20 protein-coding genes and 3 tRNA genes are annotated in these 22,352 nt (G+C 55.4%); 3 read left to right on the top strand and 20 right to left on the bottom strand.

The window, feature by feature from the left end:
* Positions 1-15 precede the first annotated feature (15 nt).
* From rpsL to BN4575_RS11760, 18 genes are all read right to left on the bottom strand, one after another.
* The gene (gene rpsL / locus BN4575_RS11845) at positions 16-390 is read right to left on the bottom strand and encodes a 30S ribosomal protein S12 (RefSeq protein ID WP_005306278.1); all 375 of its coding nucleotides are present in this window, start codon (positions 388-390) and stop codon (positions 16-18) included.
* A 182-nt stretch (positions 391-572) separates the two neighbouring features.
* Entirely contained in the window at positions 573-851 is a 279-nt protein-coding gene (gene tusB / locus BN4575_RS11840; protein WP_042019303.1) for a sulfurtransferase complex subunit TusB, read from the bottom strand.
* A 7-nt stretch (positions 852-858) separates the two neighbouring features.
* Positions 859-1,218: a sulfurtransferase complex subunit TusC gene (gene tusC / locus BN4575_RS11835; RefSeq protein ID WP_068978302.1), complete on the bottom strand. Its 360-nt coding sequence runs from the start codon at positions 1,216-1,218 to the stop codon at positions 859-861.
* Between the two features lie 9 nt (positions 1,219-1,227).
* The gene (gene tusD, locus BN4575_RS11830; RefSeq protein WP_068978301.1) at positions 1,228-1,620 is read right to left on the bottom strand and encodes a sulfurtransferase complex subunit TusD; all 393 of its coding nucleotides are present in this window, start codon (positions 1,618-1,620) and stop codon (positions 1,228-1,230) included.
* 84 nt (positions 1,621-1,704) lie between these two features.
* A complete protein-coding gene (locus tag BN4575_RS11825; RefSeq protein WP_042019309.1) occupies positions 1,705-2,085 on the bottom strand; it encodes a RidA family protein in 381 nt (126 codons plus the stop codon).
* A 24-nt stretch (positions 2,086-2,109) separates the two neighbouring features.
* Entirely contained in the window at positions 2,110-2,826 is a 717-nt protein-coding gene (locus BN4575_RS11820; protein ID WP_042019310.1) for a helix-turn-helix transcriptional regulator, read from the bottom strand.
* 339 nt (positions 2,827-3,165) lie between these two features.
* Positions 3,166-7,470 (bottom strand): DNA-directed RNA polymerase subunit beta', encoded by a 4,305-nt coding sequence (gene rpoC / locus BN4575_RS11815; protein WP_042019312.1) that lies wholly within the window; start codon positions 7,468-7,470, stop codon positions 3,166-3,168.
* Positions 7,471-7,561: 91 nt separating this feature from the next.
* On the bottom strand, positions 7,562-11,590 hold the full coding sequence (gene rpoB / locus BN4575_RS11810) for a DNA-directed RNA polymerase subunit beta (RefSeq protein WP_082186738.1): 4,029 nt from the start codon (positions 11,588-11,590) through the stop codon (positions 7,562-7,564).
* 224 nt (positions 11,591-11,814) lie between these two features.
* Positions 11,815-12,177, bottom strand: coding sequence for a 50S ribosomal protein L7/L12 (gene rplL, locus BN4575_RS11805; RefSeq protein ID WP_042019315.1), 363 nt, complete (start codon positions 12,175-12,177; stop codon positions 11,815-11,817).
* 51 nt (positions 12,178-12,228) lie between these two features.
* Positions 12,229-12,729 (bottom strand): 50S ribosomal protein L10, encoded by a 501-nt coding sequence (gene rplJ / locus BN4575_RS11800; protein ID WP_042019317.1) that lies wholly within the window; start codon positions 12,727-12,729, stop codon positions 12,229-12,231.
* A 257-nt stretch (positions 12,730-12,986) separates the two neighbouring features.
* Positions 12,987-13,688, bottom strand: a complete 702-nt coding sequence (gene rplA, locus BN4575_RS11795) for a 50S ribosomal protein L1 (protein ID WP_042019318.1) — start codon at positions 13,686-13,688, stop codon at positions 12,987-12,989.
* A gap of 4 nt (positions 13,689-13,692) precedes the next feature.
* On the bottom strand, positions 13,693-14,121 hold the full coding sequence (gene rplK, locus BN4575_RS11790; RefSeq protein ID WP_042019319.1) for a 50S ribosomal protein L11: 429 nt from the start codon (positions 14,119-14,121) through the stop codon (positions 13,693-13,695).
* Positions 14,122-14,256: 135 nt separating this feature from the next.
* On the bottom strand, positions 14,257-14,808 hold the full coding sequence (gene nusG, locus BN4575_RS11785) for a transcription termination/antitermination protein NusG (RefSeq protein ID WP_042019321.1): 552 nt from the start codon (positions 14,806-14,808) through the stop codon (positions 14,257-14,259).
* Positions 14,809-14,817: 9 nt separating this feature from the next.
* Complete coding sequence (gene secE / locus BN4575_RS11780; protein ID WP_042019322.1) at positions 14,818-15,189, bottom strand: preprotein translocase subunit SecE; 372 nt, start codon at positions 15,187-15,189, stop codon at positions 14,818-14,820.
* 60 nt (positions 15,190-15,249) lie between these two features.
* A tRNA-Trp gene (locus tag BN4575_RS11775) sits at positions 15,250-15,326 on the bottom strand.
* A 53-nt stretch (positions 15,327-15,379) separates the two neighbouring features.
* The gene (gene tuf / locus BN4575_RS11770; RefSeq protein ID WP_068978300.1) at positions 15,380-16,564 is read right to left on the bottom strand and encodes an elongation factor Tu; all 1,185 of its coding nucleotides are present in this window, start codon (positions 16,562-16,564) and stop codon (positions 15,380-15,382) included.
* Positions 16,565-16,736: 172 nt separating this feature from the next.
* A tRNA-Gly gene (locus tag BN4575_RS11765) sits at positions 16,737-16,811 on the bottom strand.
* A gap of 38 nt (positions 16,812-16,849) precedes the next feature.
* A tRNA-Tyr gene (locus tag BN4575_RS11760) sits at positions 16,850-16,934 on the bottom strand.
* Between the two features lie 263 nt (positions 16,935-17,197).
* Between BN4575_RS11760 and coaA the strand changes: the two genes are divergently transcribed.
* Positions 17,198-18,136: a type I pantothenate kinase gene (gene coaA, locus BN4575_RS11755; protein WP_042017929.1), complete on the top strand. Its 939-nt coding sequence runs from the start codon at positions 17,198-17,200 to the stop codon at positions 18,134-18,136.
* An 83-nt stretch (positions 18,137-18,219) separates the two neighbouring features.
* Here the strand turns inward: coaA and birA are convergent, their stop codons facing one another.
* Both birA and murB read right to left on the bottom strand, forming a co-directional pair.
* Complete coding sequence (birA, locus tag BN4575_RS11750; RefSeq protein ID WP_068978299.1) at positions 18,220-19,185, bottom strand: bifunctional biotin--[acetyl-CoA-carboxylase] ligase/biotin operon repressor BirA; 966 nt, start codon at positions 19,183-19,185, stop codon at positions 18,220-18,222.
* Entirely contained in the window at positions 19,182-20,219 is a 1,038-nt protein-coding gene (murB, locus tag BN4575_RS11745) for a UDP-N-acetylmuramate dehydrogenase (RefSeq protein ID WP_068978298.1), read from the bottom strand. The genes birA and murB overlap by 4 nt, the downstream gene beginning before the upstream one ends.
* A 127-nt stretch (positions 20,220-20,346) precedes the next feature.
* On the opposite strand from murB, the gene BN4575_RS11740 reads away from it, so the two are divergent.
* Positions 20,347-21,000: a potassium channel family protein gene (locus BN4575_RS11740; RefSeq protein WP_042017933.1), complete on the top strand. Its 654-nt coding sequence runs from the start codon at positions 20,347-20,349 to the stop codon at positions 20,998-21,000.
* Positions 20,997-22,352, top strand: a complete 1,356-nt coding sequence (locus BN4575_RS11735) for a TrkH family potassium uptake protein (protein ID WP_068978297.1) — start codon at positions 20,997-20,999, stop codon at positions 22,350-22,352. Before BN4575_RS11740 ends, BN4575_RS11735 begins: the two co-directional genes overlap by 4 nt.

Here is a 22,352-nt window from a genome sequence, read left to right as displayed (position 1 = left end):
CTTAACGGAGAACCATTAAGCTTTAGGACGCTTCACGCCATACTTGGAGCGAGCCTGCTTACGGTCTTTAACACCGGCACAGTCCAACGCACCACGAACGGTGTGATAACGAACACCTGGCAAGTCTTTTACACGACCGCCACGGATCAGAACAACAGAGTGCTCTTGCAGGTTGTGACCTTCACCACCGATATAGGAGGTGACTTCGAAGCCGTTGGTCAGACGTACACGGCACACTTTACGCAGTGCAGAGTTAGGCTTCTTCGGGGTGGTGGTATATACACGGGTGCATACGCCACGCTTCTGAGGGCACGCTTCCAGCGCCGGCACGTTGCTCTTAACAACGAGCTTGATGCGTGGCTTGCGAACCAACTGGTTAATAGTTGCCATCAAGAGGCTCCTGATAATGACTTCATAAACGTGTGGAAAATCCTCCCCGCAGATACGGGGACGCGAAATTTTATGCCCTGTTGTCTGGGGAGTCAAGATTTATACAATTTGCGTCACAAAAGGACAATCTGGATCCGATCACAGCAAAGCTAACATGCTGAATTTCAATAAAAATAATATGATCACCCTCCCCAGGTGCGAGGTGATCCATTTTTCGCGATCAGCGCCACCAGACCCGCCATATCCAGCGCAATGCCGACGCCATGGTGCAGACCACGGGCCTGCAGGTCATCTTGCATCACATAAAGCGGAATACCCGCCAGTCGTTCACACCACTTGGGGGCCGCGGCAGCAATCACCGCATCCTGCATCAGCACCAGCTCATCTTCCGGCTGAAGATAGGAGAGTGCCTCTGCCAGCGCCTGACTTTGGAAGGGAGAATTCAATATCAGATGCAACATGGAGACCTCAAAAACTGATGTGAGTCGAACATTGCGACCAGCACCGAGCCAATTCATGGCGTGGCAAACTGTCGACGGGGATCAGAAGATCATCCACGGTCACACCACGCTCTGCCAACGAGTCAGCACAAACATAGACCTCTTCGATGTCGTAGAGTTCCAGCATTTTGAAGGTGGGAGCGTAGTGGCGCTGCAAAATAGTGGCCGGTTGCTGCTCTTTGAGCAGTTGCAGCACGCCATCCCCAATCAGGAACAGCGCCAGTGAATCAGTCATGGCCGAAGTGGCCAACAGGGCATCCAGCCCTTCCCGACCGGCAGCATGGCCATGGGGGCCACGACTGCAGATAAAGGCAATTTTCTTGCTCATGGCTATCCCCTAGAACTGAACCAACCGATCGGCGGTGAGCGCCGCCTCGGCCAACTGGCCCAGACCGCTCAGGCAAAATGGCGCTTGCAGATTGAAGTGCGCCTGCCCTGCCCCCTTGGCCTCTTGCTCATCGAGCACACCGCGCCGCATAGCGGCGGCGACACAGACGTCGATACGGATCCCCTGCTCTTCTGCCAGCTCTCGCCACAGACGCACCAGGTCGGTCTCATCGGACGCGGGCTGATGCAAACCGTTACCGTTATGGACGCCATCCTGATAGAAAAACAGGTGAGACAAGGTATGTCCTTGCGCCAACAGCGTGCGGGCAAAGCGATAGGCAGTACTGGCCGACTGGGTGCCATAGGCAGGCCCCGTTACCAGGATGGCAAAACTCAAACTCATAGCAGGGCTCCTGTACTGACCCGATCCATTTTACGCCAAAAATAAAAAAGCCCCTGCCAGGAGGGGCTTGATTCGATGCGTTAATCAGAGATGGGCGATGGCCTCGACCTCGACCAGCACATCTTTCGGCAGGCGGGCTACCTCAACACAGGAGCGGGCAGGTGCCGCATCGCCAAAGTAACGGGCATAGACCTGATTGAAGGCAACGAAGTTGTTCATGTCGCTCAGGAAGCAGGTGGTTTTAACCACGTTGCTGGCATCGGCACCGGCAGCGTGCAACACGGCAACCAGATTCTTCATTACCCGTTCGGCTTGCTCTTCGATACCGCCAGCCACGATCTCCATGGTGGCAGGATCGAGCGGGATCTGCCCGGAGGTGAAGATCATCTCGCCAACCTTGGTAGCCTGAACATAGGGACCAATCGCAGCAGGCGCCTTGTCGGTTGCAATCACTTCTTTAGCCATTCATCTATCCCCTTCTGGAATAAGTTACTCGTTCTCGTCTTCACCCTGCTTGCGCTGTCGGATGTAAAGATAAACGGTATGTTTTGAAATATTGAGTTTATCCGCCACCAGATTGATCGAATCCTTGATGTCGAAAATTCCCTTCTCGAACAGTTGGGTCACGATGAAACGGTTCTTGGCATTGTTGGCCACAGTCGGATCGCGGTTGATCTCGTCGATGGTGTTATCCACCGTCTGGGCAACCAGCTCTTCTACGCTGTTGGCAAAGGTCTCTGGTGACTGGCGCGCCGCCTGCTGGGGCGTCGGAAAAAATTCGGCCACAAATTCATGGAAAGGTGCATTGATGTGCAGGTTGATGCAGATCAGACCGATTACCTGCCGCTCACTGTTTCTGATAGAAATAGTGCTCGATTTCATCAAGGCGCCAGTGCGGCTACGGGCAAAATAACTCTGGGTATAATCCTGGCCCGTGCTCTCGATATCCTTGAGCATCCGCAATGCCAGATCGGTAATGGGCGCCCCCAGGGTGCGTCCGGTATTAAATCCGTTGGCGATCTTGATCACCGACTCATGCAGATTTTCCAGGGAGTGGAGGACCACTTCACAATGCTTGCCGAACAATTCGGCCAAGCCATCGATGAGCCCATCGTATGAGCGCAACAATTCCCTGTCTTCATCTGTAAAAGTGCGGCTGATCAGCTGTTCTTCGGGAAACATCGTTTCCTCGATACCGACAGTCATGTTCTACCCCTGTAATAACCATTCAACTTGCCCGAGTTTTAAATTGCGGGGCAGTAAAGTCAACTTTTTTTGATTTTTTACTCTACAACTTTGCTCTGGATCATCTTGTAAACCGCGCAGTGCCTGCCTTTGCCGAGGAATTGGCCCACCGCAGAAGAGCTCTATTATGCAAACAGTCAATTGAATGAATTGCATCAAGGTATGTCGCACCATCATCTCTCAGGATGACTCTCTGGACATGGAAGACGAAAAGCGAGCAAAAAAAATCCCCAAGCGATGCTTGGGGATTTTTGTATAAGAGACGCCCCAGGAGGCGCTCTTTAAATCGCGGATGACGATTTACTCTTCGTCGAAGCTACCGGCTGCGTTCAGCAGATCCGCCAGGTTCTGTTGAGCTTCATCGGCAGTCACCTGCGGGGTACCAACAGCACGCGCTGCGGCGGCACGCTGGTTGATCCGGCTATGGTGGTAGGCAAAGCCGGTACCAGCCGGGATCAAACGACCCACGATGACGTTCTCTTTCAGGCCACGCAGTTCATCACGCTTGCCACCAACGGCAGCTTCGGTCAGAACACGGGTGGTTTCCTGGAAGGAAGCCGCAGAGATGAAGGACTCAGTGCTCAGAGATGCCTTGGTAATACCCATCAGGATATGACGGAAGGTAGCGGGGGCCTTGCCCTCGGCAACCAGTTTACGGTTGGCAATCTTCACACGAGCAACTTCAACTTGCTCACCTTCGATCAGGTCGGTATCACCAGCGCTCAAGATTTCGCACTTACGCAGCATCTGACGAACGATGACTTCGATGTGCTTGTCGTTGATCTTAACGCCTTGCAGACGGTAAACGTCCTGCACTTCGTTGGCGATGTAGTTGGCGACCGGGCTGATACCGCGCAGACGCAAGATATCGTGAGCAGACTCAGGACCATCCGCCAGCACTTCACCCTTCTCAACTTTTTCACCTTCGAACACGTTCAGGTTACGCCACTTCGGAATCATCTCCTCGTAGACGCTGCCACCATCAGTCGGGGTGATGACCAGACGGCGCTTGCCTTTGGTCTCTTTCCCGAAGGAGATGGTACCGGAGACCTCGGCCAGAATAGCCGGTTCCTTCGGAATACGTGCTTCGAACAGATCCGCAACGCGCGGCAGACCACCGGTGATGTCCTTGGTACCACTGGATTCTTGCGGGATACGCGCTACCGCGTCACCCACACCCACATTGGCACCATCTTCCAGGTTGACGATCGCCTTGCCCGGCAGGAAGTACTGGGCGGCTACATCGGTACCCGGAATCATCACATCTTTGCCGTTCAGGTCGACCAGTTTAACGGTCGGACGCATCTCTTTACCGGCACTCGGACGCTCGTTGACATCCAGTACGACGATAGAAGAGAGACCGGTCAGCTCGTCGGTCTGACGAGTGATGGTCACGCCATCGATCATGTGTTCGAACTGCAGACGACCTGCTACTTCGGTGATGATCGGGTGGGTGTGCGGATCCCAGTTGGCAACGGTCTCGCCAGCGTTCACAGCCTGGTTGTCCTTCACTTCCAGCACGGAACCGTAAGGCAGCTTGTGGCTTTCCTTGGTACGGCCCATGTCATCCATGATGGTCAGTTCGGTAGAACGAGAGGTGATAACCAGCTTGTCATCGCTGTTGAGAACGAACTTGGCGTTCTGCAGCTTGATGCTACCGGTGTTCTTGACCTGAATGCTGTTCTCGGCAGCAGCTCGGGATGCGGCACCACCGATGTGGAAGGTACGCATCGTCAGCTGGGTACCCGGCTCACCGATGGACTGAGCGGCGATAACACCGACTGCCTCACCTTTGTTCACCAGGTGACCACGAGCCAGATCGCGGCCGTAGCAGCGAGCACAGTTACCGAAGTCAGTTTCACAAGTGATGGCAGAACGCACCTTCACACGGTCAACAGAGTTCTGTTCCAGCAGATCACACAGCTGCTCATCGAGCAGAGTATTGCGCGCTACCAGTACTTCATCTTCAGTACCCGGCTTGATCACGTCGTCGGCAAGCACACGGCCCAGCACGCGCTCACGCAGCGGCTCGACTACGTCGCCACCTTCGATCAGCGGAGTCATCCACAGACCTTCAACGGTGCCGCAATCGTCCTCGGTGATCACCATGTCCTGTGCCACGTCAACCAGACGACGGGTCAGATAACCGGAGTTCGCGGTCTTCAGTGCGGTATCCGCCAGACCCTTACGAGCACCGTGAGTGGAGATAAAGTACTGCAGTACGTTCAGACCTTCGCGGAAGTTCGCGACGATTGGCGTCTCGATGATGGAGCCATCCGGCTTGGCCATCAGGCCACGCATACCGGCCAGCTGACGGATCTGGGCGGCGGAACCACGCGCACCAGAGTCGGCCATCATAAAGATGCTGTTGAACGAGGCTTGCTCTTCTTCTTCACCCAGCGAGTTAACATCACGCTCTTTGGACAAGTTCTCCATCATGGCCTTGGAGACGCGCTCGTTGGCGCTGGCCCAGATATCGATAACCTTGTTGTAGCGTTCGCCAGCGGTCACCAGACCAGACAGGAACTGGTCCTGGATCTCGGCAACTTCAGCTTCGGCAGCGGCGATGATGTCTTTCTTGGCATCCGGGATGACCATGTCATCGATACCAACAGAAGCACCAGACAGGGCCGCATAATGGAAACCGGTATACATCAGCTGGTCAGCGAAGATGACGGTGTCCTTCAGCCCCTGCTTGCGATAGCAGGTGTTCAGCAGACGGGAGATGAGCTTTTTGCCCAGCGCCTTGTTGGATACAGATTTGATCCAGTTCTGCGGATTGGCATCGAGATCAGCCTGCTCAGCTGCAGTCAGCACCTTCGGCTCGTCGATCAGCGCATATTCCATGCCTTTTGGCAGGATCAGGCTCAGGATCGCACGACCAACGGTGGTGTTCTTCATCTCGGTACGCTCAACCAGTGAATCATCTTCCTGACGGAGATATTCGGTGATACGCACTTTGACGCGAGCGTGCAGATCGGCCAAACCGGCGCGATACACTTTCTCGGCTTCTTTCGGGCCGGCCAGCACCATACCTTCGCCCTTGGCGTTGATACGGGCACGGGTCATGTAGTACAGACCCAAGACCACGTCCTGAGAAGGAACGATGATTGGCTCACCAGAAGCAGGCGACAGGATGTTGTTGGTAGACATCATCAGCGCACGCGCTTCAAGCTGAGCTTCGATCGTCAGCGGCACGTGGACCGCCATCTGGTCACCGTCGAAGTCCGCGTTATAGGCGGCACAAACCAGCGGATGCAGCTGGATCGCTTTACCTTCGATCAGGGTCGGTTCGAATGCCTGGATACCCAGACGGTGCAGAGTCGGTGCACGGTTCAGCAGGACCGGGTGCTCGCGGATCACTTCGTCCAGGATATCCCAAACGACAGCTTCTTCGCGCTCAACCATCTTCTTGGCAGCCTTGATCGTGGTCGCCAGACCGCGAGTTTCCAGCTTGCCATAGATGAACGGCTTGAACAGTTCCAGCGCCATCTTCTTCGGCAGACCGCACTGATGCAGACGCAGAGTCGGGCCTACGGTGATAACGGAACGACCAGAGTAGTCGACGCGCTTACCCAGCAGGTTTTGACGGAAACGACCTTGCTTACCCTTGATCATATCGGCCAAGGATTTCAGCGGACGCTTGTTGGAACCGGTGATGGCACGACCACGACGGCCGTTATCCAGCAGCGCATCGACGGACTCTTGCAGCATACGCTTTTCGTTGCGCACGATGATGTCCGGAGCAGCCAGGTCCAGCAGACGCTTCAAGCGGTTGTTACGGTTGATCACGCGACGGTACAGATCGTTCAGATCGGAAGTCGCGAAACGGCCGCCGTCCAGCGGTACCAGCGGACGCAGGTCCGGCGGCAGCACAGGCAGCACTGTCATGATCATCCACTCCGGCTTGTTGCCGGACTGCAGGAATGCTTCCATCAACTTCAGACGCTTGGTGGTCTTCTTGCGCTTGGTCTCGGAGTTGGTCTGATCCAGCTCCTCACGCATAGTCTTGACTTCACCTTCCAGATCGATGGCGCGCAGCAATGCCAGGATTGCTTCGGCACCCATCTTGGCGTCAAATTCGTCGCCCCACTCTTCCAGCGCATCCAGGTACTGCTCTTCAGAGAGCATCTGGCTGCGTTCGAGGTTGGTCATGCCCGGCTCGATTACTACGAAAGATTCGAAGTAGAGCACGCGTTCGATGTCGCGCAGGGTCATGTCCAGCAGCAGGCCGATACGAGACGGCAGCGACTTCAGGAACCAAATGTGGGCAGTCGGGCTGGCCAGCTCGATATGGCCCATACGCTCGCGACGGACCTTGGTCTGAGTCACTTCAACGCCGCACTTCTCACAGATCACACCACGGTGTTTCAGGCGCTTGTACTTGCCGCACAGACACTCGTAGTCCTTCACCGGTCCGAAGATACGGGCACAGAACAGACCATCACGTTCCGGCTTAAAAGTCCGGTAGTTGATGGTCTCAGGCTTTTTGACCTCACCGAATGACCAGGAGCGGATCATGTCAGGAGAGGCCAGACCGATCTTGATACTGTCAAACTCTTCGGTCTTGGTCTGAGCCTTCAAAAACTTGAGTAAGTCTTTCACGTGTTTCCCCTGTCAGGAGTCTAACCTCGGCGCCCCTACTGCCAAAGCAGCGGGGCGCCCACGTCAATTCTCGAACAATAAGAGCGAGCTCTTACTCTTCGTCCAGCTCGATGTTGATACCCAGAGAGCGGATTTCCTTCAACAATACGTTGAAAGATTCGGGCATGCCCGGCTCCATACGGTGGTCGCCATCCACGATGTTCTTATACATCTTGGTACGGCCATTCACATCGTCAGACTTGACGGTCAGCATTTCCTGCAGGGTATATGCCGCACCGTAAGCCTCCAGGGCCCACACTTCCATCTCACCGAAACGCTGACCACCGAACTGTGCCTTACCACCCAGCGGCTGCTGGGTAACCAGGCTGTAAGAACCGGTAGAACGCGCGTGCATCTTGTCGTCAACCAAGTGGTTCAACTTGAGCATGTACATGTAACCAACGGTTACTTTACGCTCGAAGCGGTTACCAGTACGGCCATCAAACAGGTCAATCTGACCGGATTCCGGCAGATCAGCCAACTTCAGCAGTGCTTTGATTTCGCGCTCTTTGGCACCATCAAACACCGGTGTAGCAACTGGCAGACCATTACGCAGGTTACCCATCAACACACGTACGTCGTGATCAGACAGTTCAGCGATATCGACTTGCTTGGTGTCCTTCTCGCCCAGGTCATAGACCTGCTGCAGGAAGTTGCGCATCTCGTGCAGCTCGCGCTGCTCTTTGATCATGCGGTCAATCTTCTCGCCGATACCCTTGGCCGCAAGGCCTAGGTGCACTTCGAGGATCTGACCGATGTTCATACGGGATGGTACACCCAGCGGGTTCAGTACGATGTCGACCGGACGGCCAAACTCGTCATGGGGCATATCTTCGACCGGGCAGATCTTGGAGATAACACCCTTGTTACCGTGACGGCCTGCCATCTTGTCACCCGGCTGGATGCGACGCTTGACTGCCAGATAAACTTTGACGATTTTCAGTACGCCCGGCGCCAGATCATCACCCTGGATAATCTTGCGACGCTTGTTCTCGAACTTCTTGTCGAAATCAGCTTTCAGCTCGATGTGCTGTTCAGCGATCTGTTCCAGTTCGGTCTGCTTGCCTTCATCTTCGATGGCCAGTTCAAACCACTTGGAGCGATCAAGCTTGTTCAGACGATCTTCGCTGTAACCGGCGGCCAGCAGCAGGTTGCGGGAGCGGCCGAAAATGCCGTCTTCCAGGATCTTGAACTCTTCGGTCAAGTCCTTCTTCGCTTCCTTCAGCTGCATCTCTTCGATTTCTTTGGCGCGCTTGTCTTTTTCCACGCCATCGCGGGTAAAGACTTGCACGTCAACCACGGTACCGTACACACCGTTCGGCACACGCAGGGAGGAGTCCTTCACATCGGAGGCCTTCTCACCGAAGATGGCGCGCAGCAGCTTCTCTTCCGGCGTCAGCTGGGTTTCACCTTTCGGTGTAACCTTACCAACCAGAATGTCGCCGCCCTTCACTTCGGCACCCACGTAGACGATACCGGACTCGTCCAGCTTGGACAGTGCGGCTTCACCCACGTTCGGGATGTCGGCAGTGATCTCTTCCGGACCCAGCTTGGTGTCACGGGAGATACAGGCCAGCTCCTGGATATGGATGGTGGTCAGGCGATCTTCCTGAACAACACGCTCATTCACCAGGATCGAGTCTTCGAAGTTGTAACCATTCCACGGCATGAACGCGACGCGCATGTTCTGGCCCAGCGCCAGTTCACCCAGGTCGGTGGACGGACCGTCAGCCAGCACGTCACCAGCCATCACCGGCTCACCCAACATCACGCAAGGACGCTGGTTGATACAGGTGTTCTGGTTAGAACGGGTATATTTGGTCAGGCTGTAGATGTCGATACCGGCTTCGCCAGGCATCAGCTCATCTTCATTAACCTTCAGGACGATACGGGAGGCATCGACATAGTCGATTACGCCGCCACGCTTGGCTACTACGGTTACCCCGGAGTCAACGGCCACAGCGCGTTCCATACCAGTACCTACCAGCGGCTTGTCAGCACGCAGAGTCGGTACAGCCTGACGTTGCATGTTTGAACCCATCAATGCGCGGTTGGCGTCATCGTGTTCCAGGAACGGGATCAGAGCAGCTGCCACAGATACGATCTGCTGCGGGCTCACGTCCATATACTGGATCTGGTCGGCATTCATAAAGGTGGATTCACCTTTGTGACGGCACGGGATCAATTCATCTTTCAGACGGCCATCTTCGGTGGTCGCGGCGTTAGCCTGGGCGATCACGTACTTGCCTTCTTCGATAGCAGACAGGTAGTCCACTTCGTCGGTGATCACACCGTCAATGACCTTACGGTACGGCGTCTCAAGGAAACCATACTCGTTGGTACGAGAGTACACGGACAGAGAGTTGATCAGACCGATGTTCGGACCTTCAGGAGTCTCGATAGGGCACAGACGACCGTAGTGGGTCGGGTGTACGTCTCGGACTTCAAAGCCGGCACGCTCACGAGTCAAACCGCCCGGGCCCAGCGCAGAAATACGGCGCTTGTGGGTCACTTCGGAGAGCGGGTTGTTCTGGTCCATAAACTGGGACAGCTGGCTGGAACCAAAGAACTCTTTGACTGCGGCGGAGATCGGCTTGGCGTTGATCAGATCCTGCGGCATCAGGGTGTCCAGGTCGCCCAGGGAGAGACGCTCCTTGACCGCACGCTCGACACGCACCAAACCGACACGGAACTGGTTTTCAGCCATTTCACCGACAGAACGGATACGACGGTTACCCAAGTGGTCGATATCGTCCACTTCATCGTTACCGTTACGGATGTCGATCAGACGCTTCATGACTTCGACGATGTCGTCTTTGGTCAGAACGCCAACGCCAGTCTCGACTTCACGACCCAGACGGCGGTTGAACTTCATCCGACCTACGGTAGACAGGTCGTAACGCTCAGGAGAGAAGAACAGGTTTTCGAACAGCTGTTCTGCTGCTTCACGCGTCGGCGGCTCACCTGGACGCATCATGCGATAGATTTCGACCAGCGCTTCCAAACGGTTGGAGCTGGAGTCGACACGCAGGGTCTCGGAGATATAAGCACCGTGATCCAGTTCGTTGGTGAACAGAACCTCGAAGTGCTTGAAGCCGGCTTGGGAAAGGTTAGCAATTGCTTCCAGGCTCAACGCCTGGTTAGCGGTCGCGACCACATCACCAGTTTGCGGATGTGCGTAGTCCTTGGCTGCAACTTTGCCAACAACATACTCAACCGGTACCTCAATCTGGGTAACGGCATCTTTTTCCAACTGACGAATGTGGCGCGCAGTGACACGACGACCGGTCTCAACCACCACGGCGCCATTGGCCACGATGTCAAAGGTCGCTGTTTCGCCACGCAAACGCTCAGGCACCAAATCCATCATCAACTTGCCATCTTTTACTTCAAAACCGATGGTCTCGAAGAAGGTGGCCAGGATCTGTTCGGAAGTGAAATCCAGGGCGCGCAACATAATGGATGCTGGCAATTTACGACGACGGTCGATACGGACAAACAGGTTGTCTTTTGCATCGAACTCGAAGTCCAGCCAGGAACCACGGTAGGGAATAACGCGGGCGTTATACAGTACCTTACCGGATGAATGAGTTTTGCCTTTATCGTGGTCGAAGAAGACGCCCGGGCTGCGGTGCAGCTGGGAGACGATTACCCGTTCGGTACCATTGATAACAAAGGTGCCGTTCTCGGTCATGAGCGGAATTTCGCCCATGTACACTTCTTGTTCCTTGATGTCTTTGACGGTGCCGGCAGCTGCTTCTCGGTCGTATAGAACCATACGAAGCTTGACACGCAGCGGCGCGGAGTAGGTCACTCCACGGATCTGGCATTCTTTTACGTCAAATACCGGCTCACCCAGGCGATAGCTGACGTATTGAAGCTCAGCACTACCGGAGTAACTGGTGATCGGGAAAACGCTTCGGAAAGCGGCCTCTAGGCCATATTCACCTTCCGGGTCGGCCTCGATGAACTGCTTGAAGGAGTCCAGCTGGATGGACAACAGATAAGGCGTGTCCAGTACCTGGTCTCGCTTACCGAAGTCCTTACGAATGCGTTTTTTTTCGGTATAAGAGTAAACCATAGGGTTCCTCAGCTCGCTGATAAGTGACCCACTCTGTCCCGCGGGACAGCTCTGTCTCAACACCGTTTTGTGTTGACCCGGACGAATGGAAACGGTCCGGATTGCTGGTGCACCGAGAGTCGTAAACGGTGTGAAATGCTCTCAGTCTACAGCGCAAAAAGGCTGGTGAACAAATATTCACCAGCCCTAGCCTGTTTTATCAGGCTAATCTACATAAATGCAGATTATTTGATCTCAACAGAAGCACCAGCTTCTTCAAGCTGCTTCTTCAGAGCTTCAGCTTCATCTTTGGAGATGGCTTCTTTCAGGTTGGTCGGTGCAGCTTCTACCAGGTCCTTGGCTTCTTTCAGGCCCAGGCCGGTGGCAGCACGTACAGCTTTGATAACGGCAACTTTGTTGGCGCCAGCAGCGGTCAGTACTACGTCGAACTCGGTCTTCTCTTCTACTGCTTCAGCAGCCGGACCGGCAGCAACAGCAACAGCGGCAGAAACACCGAACTTCTCTTCCATAGCTTCGATCAGCTCAACAACTTCCATTACAGACATGGAAGCAACGGCTTCGATGATTTGGTCTTTAGTGATAGACATGACAAAAATTCCTGATGTTGAATAAACTCAAACAGCCTAAATAGGCGAGAATCAAGCAGCAGCTTGTTTCTGATCACGCACAGCAGCGATGGTACGAACCAGCTTGCCAGCAGAGGCTTCTTTCATAGTCGCCATCAACTTCGCAATTGCTTCGTTGTAGGTCGGCAGCGTGGCCAGACGATCAATTTGTGCTGCGGCGATAAACTCACCGTTAAAAGCGCCAGCCTTGATTTCGAACTTAGGGTTCGCTTTGGCAAAATCTTTGAACAGACGAGCAGCAGCGCCCGGGTGTTCGTTAGAGAATGCAATCAAGGTAGGACCAGTCAATACGTCGTTCAGGCACGCGTAATCGGTGCCTTCAACTGCACGACGCAGCAGGGTGTTACGCACTACGCGCATGTACACACCGGCTTCGCGAGCGGTTTTACGCAGGACGGTCATCTTATCAACAGTAACACCGCGAGTATCGGCGATTACTGCAGACAGAGCGCCTTTGGCAGCTTCGTTGACTTCAGCAACAATTGCCTTTTTGTCTTCGAGTCCCAATGCCATTGGCATAACTCCTGGATTGAATCTGAGTCTCATGACTCAGTACTGACACATCCCCCCTACCTTTACAACAGAGGGGAACGATGCGGTAGCAGGATTCCAGAAGAGAAAGAATCTTTCTCGCTGGGTTTCCGGCACCGTCTACGCAGGAAAAATTAAGGCGTTTAACGCCACCTGCGGTCTTGGACGGAGGTCGAAACCCCCAACCAATCAAGGCGCAAAATTATAGATTAAATTTTGCGCCTTGTAAAATCCATCAATTAGATCTTAGCTTCCAGAGTCGCTTGATCTACAGCAACACCGGCACCCATGGTGGTGGAGATGCTGACTTTCTTGATGAATACACCTTTGGCGGAAGAAGGTTTGCCTTTTTTCAGGGCAACCAGCAGAGCTTCCAAGTTTTCTTTCAGCTGACTTTCGTTGAAAGAAACCTTACCCAGAGTGGTATGGATGATACCATTCTTGTCATTACGGTAACGAACCTGACCAGCTTTAGCGTTCTTGACCGCTTCAGCAACGTTAGGAGTTACAGTACCAACTTTCGGGTTCGGCATCAGGCCGCGCGGGCCCAGGATCTGACCCAGTTGACCAACAACACGCATGGCATCCGGGGATGCGATAACGACGTCGAAGTTCATCTCGCCTTTCTTAACCAGATCGGCCAGGTCTTCCATACCTACCAGCTCAGCACCGGCTGCTTTAGCAGCTTCGGCGTTTGCGCCTTGGGTAAATACGGCAACGCGTACATCACGACCGGTACCGTGCGGCAGTACAGTAGCACCACGTACGTTCTGGTCAGATTTACGAGCGTCGATACCCAGGTTGACAGCAACGTCAACGCTTTCAACGAACTTAGCAGTAGCCAGTTCTTTCAGCAGGGCAATGGCTTCGTTGATGGAGTACTCTTTGGTACCGTCAACTTTTTCGCGAATAACGCGCATACGCTTGGAAAGTTTTGCCATTGTCTTAATCCTCCACTACCAGACCCATGGAACGAGCGGAGCCTGCGATGCAACGTACTTTTGCATCCAGATCGGCACCGGTCATATCCGGCTCTTTGGTCTTGGCGATTTCTTGCAGCTGGGCTACGGTCACCTTACCAACCTTGTCTTTGTTCGGCTTGGCAGAACCAGACTTGATACCGGCAACTTTCTTCAGCAGGAAGGAAGCTGGCGGAGTCTTGGTTTCGAAGGTGAAGGAACGGTCGCTGTAAACGGTGATCACGACCGGAGTCGGTGAACCTTTTTCCAGCTTCTCTGTACGAGCGTTAAACGCCTTACAGAATTCCATGATGTTCACACCGTGCTGACCCAGAGCAGGACCAACGGGAGGGCTGGGGTTAGCACTGCCAGCCTTAACTTGCAGCTTGATATAAGCTGTGACTTTCTTAGCCATTAGAAAAATACCTCAGATATGGGTTCTAGCGCCTCGGAGACATGCTCCTGCAAACGGCTCCCCAACTAAATAAAGGGGCATCGAATTATAGAGATATTCGCTGCCCCTGACAACAGTTGAACGTACGAAATTCAATCAGCCCTTTTCGACCTGACCAAAATCCAGCTCAACAGGAGTAGAACGACCGAAGATCAGTACAGAGACCTTCACTCGGCTCTTCTCATAATCCACCTCTTCAACGGTACCGTTGAAGTCAGCAAACGGACCATCGGCAACCCGCACCATTTCACCCGGTTCAAACAGGGTTTTCGGACGCGGCTTGTCTTGGGCATCCTGCAGACGGTTGAGGATAGCATCGGCCTCTTTATCAGAGATCGGCGCCGGACGGTCAGAAGTACCGCCAATGAAGCCCATTACACGGGGTACATTACGTACCAGGTGCCATGTGGTTTCATCCATCAACATCTGGACCAGGACATAACCCGGGAAAAATTTGCGCTCACTCTTGCGCTTCTGGCCAGCACGCATCTCGACCACTTCTTCAGTCGGGACCAGTACTTCACCGAACATGTCTTCCATGCCATGCATCTTGATATGCTCACGCAGGGATTTAGCTACACGGCCTTCATAGCCGGAGAATGCCTGCACGACATACCATCTCATACGTTGTTCACGTTGTTCAGTCATGGCTTATCCTTACACACCGGTAATCAGGTTGACCAACCATACCAAGGCACCGTCCAGTACGAACAGCAACAAACCCATCACGGCAGTCACCGCCAGCACAATCAGGGTTGTCTGAATGGCTTCCTGACGGGTTGGCCATACGACCTTGCGGACTTCCAGGCGAGACTCACGGGCAAATGCCAGTGTGTTCTTTCCCTTGGTGGTTTGCAGGGCTACTGCACCAGCAGCAGCAATGACAACGACCACACCCAGGGCGCGGACGGCAGCGATGACATCGTTGAGCAGGTAATTACCCACTACAGCGGCCGCCAGGATAATGAAAACCAGGCCCCACAGCAGGGTATCCTTGCTTCCGCCCTGGCTCTCAGAACTAACACTCATACAACCCACCTGTATCTGACGTAACCTAAGACACAAAAGCCCCGTACGAGACGAGGTATATGGCAGGGGTGGCAGGACTCGAACCCGCAACCATCGGTTTTGGAGACCGCTGTTCTACCAATTCGAACTACACCCCTACATAAGAAAGCCCCTATTATAGGGGCTTTGCTTTATTTATGTAAGCCAAAGATTAGGCGATTACGCTAGCTACAACACCAGCACCTACGGTACGGCCACCTTCACGGATAGCGAAACGCAGGCCGTCGTCCATCGCGATCGGCGCAATCAGGGTAACAACCATTTTGATGTTGTCGCCTGGCATTACCATCTCTACGCCTTCCGGCAGTTCGATGGTACCGGTCACGTCGGTTGTACGGAAGTAGAACTGCGGACGGTAGCCCTTGAAGAACGGAGTATGACGACCACCTTCTTCTTTGGACAGTACGTACACTTCAGATTCAAACTTGGTGTGCGGCTTGATTGAGCCCGGCTTGGCCAGTACCTGACCACGCTCTACGTCTTCACGCTTCACGCCACGCAGCAGTGCACCAACGTTCTCGCCTGCACGACCTTCGTCCAGCAGCTTACGGAACATTTCTACACCGGTACAGGTAGTAGTCACGGTATCTTTGATACCAACGATTTCTACAGACTCACCTACTTTAACGATACCGCGCTCTACACGACCGGTAACTACAGTACCGCGGCCAGCGATAGAGAATACGTCTTCGATAGGCATCAGGAACGGCAGGTCAATTGCACGCTCCGGCTCTGGGATGTAGGTATCCAGGTGGCCAGCCAGCTCGATGATCTTCTCTTCCCACTGCGCTTCGCCTTCCAGCGCTTTCAGCGCGGAACCACGTACTACCGGCAGGTCATCACCCGGGAAGTCATATTCGGTCAGCAGTTCACGAACTTCCATCTCGACCAGTTCGAGCAGCTCTTCGTCATCTACCATGTCGCACTTGTTCATGAACACGATCATGTACGGGATACCAACCTGGCGACCCAGCAGGATGTGCTCACGAGTCTGCGGCATCGGGCCGTCAGTCGCTGCTACTACCAGAATTGCGCCGTCCATCTGGGCAGCACCGGTGATCATGTTCTTAACGTAGTCGGCGTGGCCCGGGCAATCTACGTGTGCGTAGTGGCGGATCGGGGTGTCGTATTCTACGTGGGAGGTGTTGATGGTGATACCACGCTCACGCTCTTCCGGTGCCTTGTCGATCTGGTCGAAGGCGAAAGCTTTACCACCGTAGGCCTTGGCCAGTACGCTGGTGATAGCTGCAGTCAGGGTGGTTTTACCGTGGTCAACGTGGCCGATGGTACCCACGTTTACGTGCGGTTTGTTACGCTCAAATTTTTCTTTAGACATGATCGTCCCTCTAAACTAACGCTGAGTACGCGGTGGCAAGCTAACCACAGAACAGTTGATAAGATGGGTTTGAATCTGGTGGGGAAGAGAGACTGGAGCTGACAGGCAGATTCAACTGCCGACCTCACCCGCAGGCGTGGTCAATGATATCGTTTGAGCCATATCAGCATCTTGGAGCGGGCAGCGGGAATCGAACCCGCATCATCAGCTTGGAAGGCTGAGGTAATAGCCATTATACGATGCCCGCATTTCTCTAACCCAAAGAACTCAAACCGCAGAGAAATATGGTGGAGGGAGAAGGATTCGAACCTTCGAAGGCAGAGCCGTCAGATTTACAGTCTGATCCCTTTGGCCGCTCGGGAACCCCTCCAGATGCCAGATTGTCACAACGGTAATTCTGCTTGCACCCGTTGTTTTTATCGCTTTTGCAGGGCAAATAGACGACAGACATTCAAGCGTCGCGCATTTTATTGTAAGGATTTGGGGGATGCAACCACTGAGCTGGGCAAAATATGCTTTATTGCCGGGAAAATAACAAAAAAATGGCGGCAACCCCGCCAATCCTGCCACGTCCCTTGTCGCCCCCCCCCCCTTGGTGTATGGTCGCCGTGCCCAAGAAACAGTGATGACACCATGACGAAAGAGCATAACCCCTATCTGCAATTTACCCGTGAACAATGGGCGTTATTGCGCGATTCGGTTCCCCTGACCCTGACCGAACACGATCTGCAGACCCTGCGCGGGATCAACGAGAAGGTGTCATTGCGGGAAGTGGAAGAGATCTACCTGCCCCTCTCCCGCCTGCTCAATCTCTATGTCAAAGCCAAACAGCGCCGCAGTCGGGTGCTGGAGCAGTTCCTCGGCCAGTCCCGTGGCAAAGGCACCTATATCATCAGCATTGCCGGCAGCGTGGCGGGGGGCAAAAGCACCACAGCCCGCATCTTGCAGGCCCTGCTGGAGCGCTGGCCGGAGCATCCAAGGGTGGAACTGGTGACCACCGACGGCTTCCTCTACCCCAACAAGGTGCTGGAAGCGCGCGGCCTGATGCGCCGCAAGGGGTTCCCGGAGTCCTATGACATCCGTCATCTGGTGGAGTTTGTCACCGACCTGCGTGCCGGTCACGAGAAGGTCGAGGCGCCGGTTTACTCTCACCTGATCTACGACATCATTCCTGATGAGAAGAAGGTGGTGGAGCAGCCAGATATCCTGATCCTTGAGGGGCTGAACGTGCTGCAAAGTGGCATGGATTATCCACAAGAGCCCCATCGGGTCTTTGTGTCAGATTTTGTCGACTTCTCCATCTATGTCGATGCAGAAGCCGAACTGCTGCGCACCTGGTATATCGAGCGATTCCTCAAGTTCCGCAGCGGCGCCTTCTCGGATCCCGACTCTTACTTTCATCACTATGCCAAGCTGGCCGAAAGCGAGGCAACCCAGATCGCCAACAACCTCTGGAAAGATATCAACTATCTAAACTTGCAGGAAAATATCCTGCCAACCCGCGAGCGTGCCAACCTGATCCTGACCAAGGGACAAGAGCACGCCATCGAGCAGATCAAACTGCGCAAATGATGACAGTGTTTGCCGGATAACGAAGAGGGGGCCCACAGGCCCCCTCTTCGACATTTGCCATCATCAAACCGCCTCAATAACGGTCAGTCGCCCCGGCGCAGGGAAATCTCCCCCCCCAGATAGAACTTGATCCCCTCCTCTGTCTCCAGCCGCAGGGCACCGCGATCGTCGATGCCACGGGCGATGCCGCGGATCTCCTGATCCCCCATCAGCAAGCGCACCGGGCGACCGGCAAAGTGATCGAGCCGGTTCCAGTCCTCGACAAAGTGCGACAACCCGTGTTGCTCGAAGGCCACCAAGGCTTGCTGCAGGCAGCAGAGCATTCGGGCTGCAAGCTGATTGCGGTCCACCAGTTCCGACTGAATATGACGTAGCTCGGACCAGACCTGATCGATTTTCTCCCCCTCGCGGGCTGGCATCGCCAGATTGAGGCCAATCCCAATCACCAGATGACAGCTGGCACCAGCACTGCCGCTCATCTCCACCAATATACCGGCCAGCTTGCGCCCCTGGTAATAGAGGTCGTTCGGCCATTTGAGCTCGACACCTTGATAACCAAGGGATTCCAATGCCTGAACCACAGCCACCCCGACTGCCAGACTCAGCCCCATGGCCGCCGCCATTCCCTGCTCCAAGCGCCAGTACATGCTAAGGATCAGCTGGCAACCAAAGGGGGAGACCCATGGCTTGCCACGACGACCACGACCGGCGGTCTGACACTCGGCCAGGCAGCTCTCGCCGGATTGCAACCGGCTTACCCGTTCCAGCAAATACTGGTTGGTAGAGTCGATCACCGGGAAGCAGTGCACCGGCGCCATGGGGGCCAGCGCCTGTAATGTTCCCTGCTCATAGAGTGCCATCGGCACCGCCAGCCGGTAGCCCTTGCCGGTCAGACTGAACAGATCCAGCCCAAGCTCCTTGAGCGCCGCCATGTGCTTGCTCACTGCCGCCCGACTGATACCAAGTTGCTCGCCCAGCTGCTCACCGGAGTGAAACTGACCGTCGCTGAGCAAGGTAATCAGGGTCTGCCTGATGGGGGTCAAGGTCATGAGAGCACCTCATCGAGCCAGGTTTCGCCCTGTGGCCCCATGAAGCGCACTTCGTGCTCCAGCACCACGCCAAACTTCTGTTCCACACTATCGCGGACATGAGCCGCCAGCGCGATCAGCTCCATGGCACTGGCGCCCCCCAGATTGACCAGCACCAGTGCCTGCTCCTGATGAACAGCGGCGCGGCCGATGGCGAACCCTTTCAGACCACACTGATCGATGAGCCAGCCAGCGGCCAGCTTGGCCTGCCCTTCTTCGGCCGGATAGCAAGGCATCTGCGGATAGCGCGACTTGAGATTCTCCGCCAGCGCAGCGGACACCAGCGGATTTTTGAAGAAACTGCCAGCGTTGCCGAGCACGGCGGGATCCGGCAGCTTGGCCATGCGGGTGGTACAGACGGTATCGAAGATGACCTGGGCCGAAGGTGTGTCACCGAGTGCCGCCAGCGGGCCATAGCCCAGCACCGGCTGCCACGCCTTGGGCAGCGCGAGCCCGACGGCGGTGATCAGGTGGGAATCCTGATACTCGTGCTTGAAGATACTGTCGCGATAACCGAAACGGCACTGGGCAGCCTCAATCCGCTCGACCTCGCCACTGTGCCAGTTGAATGCCTCGACATAGGTGCAGAAGTCAGCCAGCTCGACCCCGTAGGCACCGATGTTCTGCACCGGCGCCGCACCGACCGTACCGGGAATAAGCGCCAGATTCTCCAGCCCATACCAGCCCTGCTGCAAGCTATGGCGCACCAGCTGATGCCAATCCTCACCCGCCGCCACATGAAGCAGCCAGTGATCGCCACCATCTTCAGCGGCAATGCCCTTGAGTCGGTTGAGCACCACCAGACCGAGAAAATCGCTGGTGAAGAGCACATTGCTGCCACCGCCAAGATTCAGACGGGGGAGCAGACTCAGCTCGGGATCGCTACGCAGGGTAACCAGATCGGTAACCTGCTCCACCTCGGCCAGCCAGAGGCAGTGCGCATCGAGGGCAAGGGTGTTGAGCTTCAACAAGGAGGCGTTGGCATTCAGTTTCATCTGTCTATCCCGGCTTGGTGCAAGGGCGCAGTCTACCTCAAGTTGGTCGGTGACGAAAAACCCGAGATCTTTTCTGGCGAATAACAGTGGGTTAGAGTAGACCGCTTCAACTATTGAGGATGAACTCATGAACAACCAGTTTGCCGTCATCGGCCTGGGTCTGTTTGGCAGTGCGCTATGCGAAGAGCTGCAGCGGCAGGATGCCGAAGTGTTGGCTATCGACATCGACGAGAGCAAAACCCGGCAAATCGCCGCCCTCTGCAACCATGTGATCGTGGCGGATGCCACCGACGAGGCAACAGTTGCCGAGCTGGGACTGGCTAATTTCGACATCGTCTTCGTCGCCATCGGTGACAACCTGGAGACCAGCATCCTCACCACGCTCGTTCTGAAGGAAGCGGGGGTGAAGAAGGTGTGGGTCAAGGCGCGCGACAAGTTCCACGCCAAAATTTTGCAGAAAGTCGGTGCCGACAAGGTGATCAATCCCGAGTGGGATATGGGGCGCCGGGTCGCCCAGAGCATGCTGGATAACCGGCTGTTCGACTATCTGGAGCTGGGTCACGACATGGTGCTGACCGAGTTCGTCATCGGCCTGCCGCAAAATGGCAAGGCGCTCGGTGACCTCCACCTGTTGCAGCAGAGCGACTTCCAACTGCTCGCCATCAAGCGCGGTGAGGTGCTGCACAACGTGCTGACCGGCAAGATGGCGCTGCAACTGGGTGACATCCTCATTCTGGCAGGCAACAAACACGCCATCGACCGCTGGCTCGAAACCCTATGATCAACTGGCGCAGCAGCTACGCCTTTGCCCTTCATCGGGAGCGCGACTCCCGCTGGAGCGAGGCTCGGCTGATCCTCGGCAGCTTTCTGATCATTCTGCTGGTTGGCACCATCTTTCTGGTGCAACCCTCCAGCCACAATGGCGAGGTCACCTTCGTCAACGCCCTGTTCACCGCCACCTCGGCCATCAGCGTGACCGGTCTTGGCGTGGTGGACACCGGCACCGCCTTCACCCTGCAGGGGCAGATTTTCCTGCTGATGCTGATGGAGATCGGCGGGCTGGGTCAGATGACCATGACCCTGTTGCTGATCGCCATCTTCAGCAAGCGGGTCGGCTTGCGCCAGCAGGTACTGGCCAAAGAGGCACTGGGACAGGAGGGCTCGGTCAATATTATCCAGCTGGTCAAACGCATAGTGCTGTTCGCCTTTATTGCCCAGCTGATCGGCACCGGCATCATGGCGATCCGCTGGGTGCCGGAGCTGGGCTGGGTGCACGGCCTCTATGTCAGCTTCTTCCATGCGGTCTCGGCCTTCAACAACGCCGGCTTCTCGCTGTTTGCCAACAATCTCATCGACTATCGAGACGACCCCATCATCAGTCTGACCATCGCCGGTCTGCTGATCCTGGGGGGGATTGGTTTCACCGTCATCGTCGATCTGGTGCGCAACCGCAGTTGGCGCAAGCTGAAGCTGCACAGCAAGCTGATGCTGCTGATGACCCCGGCCCTGCTGCTGGTCGGTACCCTGATGTTCTGGCTGCTGGAGCACAACAACCCGGGCACCCTCGGCAACGCCAGTATCGGTGGCCAGCTGCTGGCGGCCTTCTTCCAGTCTGCCAGCGCCCGTACCGCCGGTTTCAATACCATAGATATCGGGCTGATGACCCCGGCGGCCCTGTTGTTCCTGATGATGCTGATGTTTATCGGTGCCGGCGCCACCTCGACCGGTGGTGGTATCAAGGTGACCACCTTCGCGGTAGTGCTGCTGGCGACCAAGGCGTTTCTGACCAAGCGACCCCATGTCACCGCTTTTGGCCGCACCCTGTCGCCCCAGATCGTGACCCGCTCGCTGGCCATCATCATCGTCAGCACCATGGTGCTGATGCTGGCGATGTTCCTGCTGATGGTGACCGAGGATCTGCCGTTCGACAAAATCATGTTCGAGACCATCTCGGCATTTGCCACCGTCGGCCTCTCTACCGGCATCACCGCCTCCCTGAGCGAGCCGGGCAAGCTGATCTTGGTGCTGGTGATGATCTGCGGCCGTCTCGGCCCGCTGACCCTGGCCTTTATGCTGGCCCGCCCGGTCGAGACCCGCATCCGTTATCCGGAAGAGAACGTCTATACCGGCTAA

This window comes from Aeromonas sp. EERV15, from assembly GCF_900079845.1.
Classification (GTDB): Bacteria; Pseudomonadota; Gammaproteobacteria; order Enterobacterales; family Aeromonadaceae; genus Aeromonas; species Aeromonas sobria.
The sequence above is the reverse complement of the archived record's forward strand: the minus strand, read 5'-3'. Positions and strand labels throughout refer to the sequence as shown.

Excerpts from the sequence above, each read along its gene's own strand:
- BN4575_RS11740 (WP_042017933.1), top strand. The coding sequence starts at position 20,347 with ATGAACAACCAGTTTGCCGTCATCGGCCTGGGTCTGTTTGGCAGTGCG.
- BN4575_RS11735 (WP_068978297.1), top strand. The coding sequence starts at position 20,997 with ATGATCAACTGGCGCAGCAGCTACGCCTTTGCCCTTCATCGGGAGCGC.
- nusG (WP_042019321.1), bottom strand. The coding sequence starts at position 14,808 with ATGACTGAACAACGTGAACAACGTATGAGATGGTATGTCGTGCAGGCA.
- rplJ (WP_042019317.1), bottom strand. The coding sequence starts at position 12,729 with ATGGCATTGGGACTCGAAGACAAAAAGGCAATTGTTGCTGAAGTCAAC.
- BN4575_RS11820 (WP_042019310.1), bottom strand. The coding sequence starts at position 2,826 with ATGACTGTCGGTATCGAGGAAACGATGTTTCCCGAAGAACAGCTGATC.
- tuf (WP_068978300.1), bottom strand. The coding sequence starts at position 16,564 with ATGTCTAAAGAAAAATTTGAGCGTAACAAACCGCACGTAAACGTGGGT.
- tusC (WP_068978302.1), bottom strand. The coding sequence starts at position 1,218 with ATGAGCAAGAAAATTGCCTTTATCTGCAGTCGTGGCCCCCATGGCCAT.
- murB (WP_068978298.1), bottom strand. The coding sequence starts at position 20,219 with ATGAAACTGAATGCCAACGCCTCCTTGTTGAAGCTCAACACCCTTGCC.
- secE (WP_042019322.1), bottom strand. The coding sequence starts at position 15,189 with ATGAGTGTTAGTTCTGAGAGCCAGGGCGGAAGCAAGGATACCCTGCTG.
- coaA (WP_042017929.1), top strand. The coding sequence starts at position 17,198 with ATGACGAAAGAGCATAACCCCTATCTGCAATTTACCCGTGAACAATGG.
- tusB (WP_042019303.1), bottom strand. The coding sequence starts at position 851 with ATGTTGCATCTGATATTGAATTCTCCCTTCCAAAGTCAGGCGCTGGCA.
- rpoB (WP_082186738.1), bottom strand. The coding sequence starts at position 11,590 with ATGGTTTACTCTTATACCGAAAAAAAACGCATTCGTAAGGACTTCGGT.
- rplL (WP_042019315.1), bottom strand. The coding sequence starts at position 12,177 with ATGTCTATCACTAAAGACCAAATCATCGAAGCCGTTGCTTCCATGTCT.
- rplK (WP_042019319.1), bottom strand. The coding sequence starts at position 14,121 with ATGGCTAAGAAAGTCACAGCTTATATCAAGCTGCAAGTTAAGGCTGGC.
- rplA (WP_042019318.1), bottom strand. The coding sequence starts at position 13,688 with ATGGCAAAACTTTCCAAGCGTATGCGCGTTATTCGCGAAAAAGTTGAC.
- birA (WP_068978299.1), bottom strand. The coding sequence starts at position 19,185 with ATGACCTTGACCCCCATCAGGCAGACCCTGATTACCTTGCTCAGCGAC.
- BN4575_RS11825 (WP_042019309.1), bottom strand. The coding sequence starts at position 2,085 with ATGGCTAAAGAAGTGATTGCAACCGACAAGGCGCCTGCTGCGATTGGT.
- rpsL (WP_005306278.1), bottom strand. The coding sequence starts at position 390 with ATGGCAACTATTAACCAGTTGGTTCGCAAGCCACGCATCAAGCTCGTT.
- tusD (WP_068978301.1), bottom strand. The coding sequence starts at position 1,620 with ATGAGTTTGAGTTTTGCCATCCTGGTAACGGGGCCTGCCTATGGCACC.